This is a genomic window from Roseixanthobacter psychrophilus, from assembly GCF_043195195.1.
GTDB lineage: Bacteria > Pseudomonadota > Alphaproteobacteria > Rhizobiales > Xanthobacteraceae > NCEH01.
This window is the reverse complement of record NZ_JBAFWT010000108.1, coordinates 1-2,509: the sequence shown is the minus strand read 5'-3', so window position 1 is coordinate 2,509 and position 2,509 is coordinate 1. Positions and strand designations below refer to the sequence as shown.

Annotated in this window: 3 protein-coding genes; all 3 read left to right on the top strand. The window is 69.0% G+C overall.

The genetic code is table 11. The features are described 5' to 3' along the window. The coding region (locus V5F77_RS28550; protein ID WP_429008432.1) for a type II toxin-antitoxin system VapB family antitoxin at positions 1–273 on the top strand (273 nt) is incomplete at its 5' end. Beyond that, positions 273–659, top strand: a complete 387-nt coding sequence (locus tag V5F77_RS28545; RefSeq protein ID WP_011992918.1) for a type II toxin-antitoxin system VapC family toxin — start codon at positions 273–275, stop codon at positions 657–659. The genes V5F77_RS28550 and V5F77_RS28545, both read left to right, overlap by 1 nt. Positions 660–894: 235 nt before the next feature. Further along, entirely contained in the window at positions 895–1,827 is a 933-nt protein-coding gene (locus V5F77_RS28540; RefSeq protein ID WP_429008431.1) for a recombinase family protein, read from the top strand. The last annotated feature ends 682 nt before the right edge of the window (positions 1,828–2,509 follow it).

The following is a 2,509-nucleotide window of genomic DNA, read 5'->3' as shown; positions in this document are numbered from 1 at the left end:
TTCGGAACCCTTCCCATGTCTCTGAACATCAAAAATCCGGCGACCGTCGCCCTTGCCGACGAGCTCGCCCGCCGCCAGGGCGTCACCAAGACTGCCGCCATTCACCAGGCCCTGAGCGAACGCCTGCACCGCATGGGCTATGGAGATACCGCTCAAGCACGTCTTCTCGGCGAGCTGCGTGCAATCCGCGAGCGGGTGGCGCGGTTACCTGAGCTCGACACCAGGAGTGACGAGGAGATCGTTGGCTTCGACGAGCACGGAATCCCAAACTGATGGTGATCGATACCTCTGCCATTGTTGCGATCCTGCGCAATGAGCCTGAAGCCGATGCGCTCGAGCGATTGATCGTCGGCGCCCCTGTTCGCCTCGTCCCCGCTACATGCGTGTTTGAGGCCCGAATGGTTCTGGTCAGCCGGCGCGGCGAGCACGCGCTCGCCGAGATCGACCTGTGGCTCACCAAAATTGGGGCCGACATCATTCCGGTCGACGCGGAGCTGGCGGACCTGGCAACGCAGGCCTGGCTTGCTCATGGTAAGGGGCGCCACCCGGCCGCCCTGAATTTCGCCGATTGCTTTTCCTATGCCCTGTCGAAGCGCTCCAACGAGCGCCTACTCTTTATCGGCAACGATTTTTCCAAAACCGACATCCTTGCGGCCTAACCATCCCACCTCACGCGCCTCCAAGGTCCCTGAAAGCGCCCCTTTTCCGCACAGAAGGCCGTAGGCGAGCGTTTTGACGTTAGATGACCCTTGGGTCCATCTGAAACCCACCGGCCGCCTTCACGGTCCTCTGACGCGATCGATAAAACACGCCTGCAAAGGTTCGTTTGCTCAAATCTGTATTGATTGTACAAAGGCCTGGACTCGCCCCCAAGACTCGCCCCCTGGAAACCCCATGGCCCGCCCCGTCCTCTCCCCTCCCCGGCCGGCCCGCCGCCTGATCGGCTATGCCCGGGTCTCGACCGACGAGCAGGCGACCGATGCGCAGGTCGACGAGCTCCGTGCGGCCGGCTGCCAGATCATCCGCCAGGAGCACGGCTCCGGGGCCTCGCGGGCCCGGCCGGTGCTGGCCAGGCTGATGCGCGAGATCGGGCCCAGTGACGTCCTGGTGGTGGTGCGGCTCGACCGCCTCGCCCGCTCGGTCAGCCACCTGCTCGCGGTGATCGAGGACCTGGAGGGACGTCAGGCCCACTTCCGCTCGCTGCGCGACCCGATCGACACCTCGACGCCACAAGGCATGTTCTCGCTGCAGGTGCTCGGCGCCGTCGCCCAGCTCGAGCGCGCCCTGATCGCCGAGCGCACCAAAGCCGGCATGAAGGCGGCCAAGGCGCGCGGCAAGCGCGCCGGCAATCCTGGCCTGCGCGAGCGCCGGCCAGAGGCCATCCGCGCCGCCGCGGCGGCACGCCAGAAGGTCTATGTGGGCGACCTGATCGCCTCGGCCTCGACCTGGCTGCCGATCGTGCGGCGCATGCGGCCGCAGCACAGCTGGGACGACGTGGTGCGGGTGCTGAACCATGGTGGCCAGACCTGGACCATCGAGAAGCTGCGGCGCGCCGTGCATCGGCTGGTGCAGGAGCGGATGGCGGAGGCGGAACTGCTCCAGCGCTCGCCCCGGCGCCCGCCCGAGGACCGGCTGATGACGCTGGTCGCCGGCATCGCCATCGCCGACCCGGATCTCAGCCTGCGCGACATCGCCGCCCAGCTCGAGCGGATGCGCGAGCGCACGCCCCGTGGCGGGCGGCAGTGGGCGGCCTCCTCGGTGAAGTCCCTGCTCGACCAGGCGCGCCGGCTGGGGCGCGTGGTGCCGCAGCCGCGGGACGATGCCTGAGATCGCAACGTGCCCGTTCCGCGCGCGCTGGCGCCGGCGACAAGCCCGCGGCTCCTGAGAGCCCCGCGCGCGCGGGGGAACCCGCGGGACTTCTGCGGCCCTGGTGGCGCTGTGCGCCGGTCCTTGGGCGGCGCCACGCCCTGCCGCCAACCGCACTGCCGACGGAGCCGGGGCATCGGCCCGAGGCCGCCGGGCCAGGGCCTTGTTGGAGAGGGTGTTGAGAGTTCGGCGCTGCGGGCGCGGATCCTGCCCCTGAGCGGCACGCCATTCCGCACGGGCCAGGATGGACCGGGCAAGCGCCAGATCGTCCCATCCGATCGGCCCGGGGTTTTCGCACACGAGGAAGCCGCCATCGGCGCGGGTCGCTCCTTCACCCGCGGGCGCGGCTCCTCGGTCCAGGCCACCATCTGGTCCAGTGTGAAGGCCGGGCGGCCCCTCATCGAGGAGCGGCCGAAGTCCAGCAACGCCACGACGCCCAGAAGCGTCACCATGCGCCAGCCGATCGGCGCCGTTGCCAGAGGCTCGGCGGGATCGACCCGCGCCTGTGCCGTCGGCGTCAGACGAAGATCCGGAACGACATCGGCCACGAATGGTGTGCGACGCCCGGTGCGCGGGCGAGGCGGCTTCCACAGCAGCCGAGCGACATGGATCATCCGATCCCGGACCGCAGACTGATCGTCGA

Excerpts from the sequence above, each read along its gene's own strand:
- V5F77_RS28545 (WP_011992918.1), top strand. The coding sequence starts at position 273 with ATGGTGATCGATACCTCTGCCATTGTTGCGATCCTGCGCAATGAGCCT.
- V5F77_RS28540 (WP_429008431.1), top strand. The coding sequence starts at position 895 with ATGGCCCGCCCCGTCCTCTCCCCTCCCCGGCCGGCCCGCCGCCTGATC.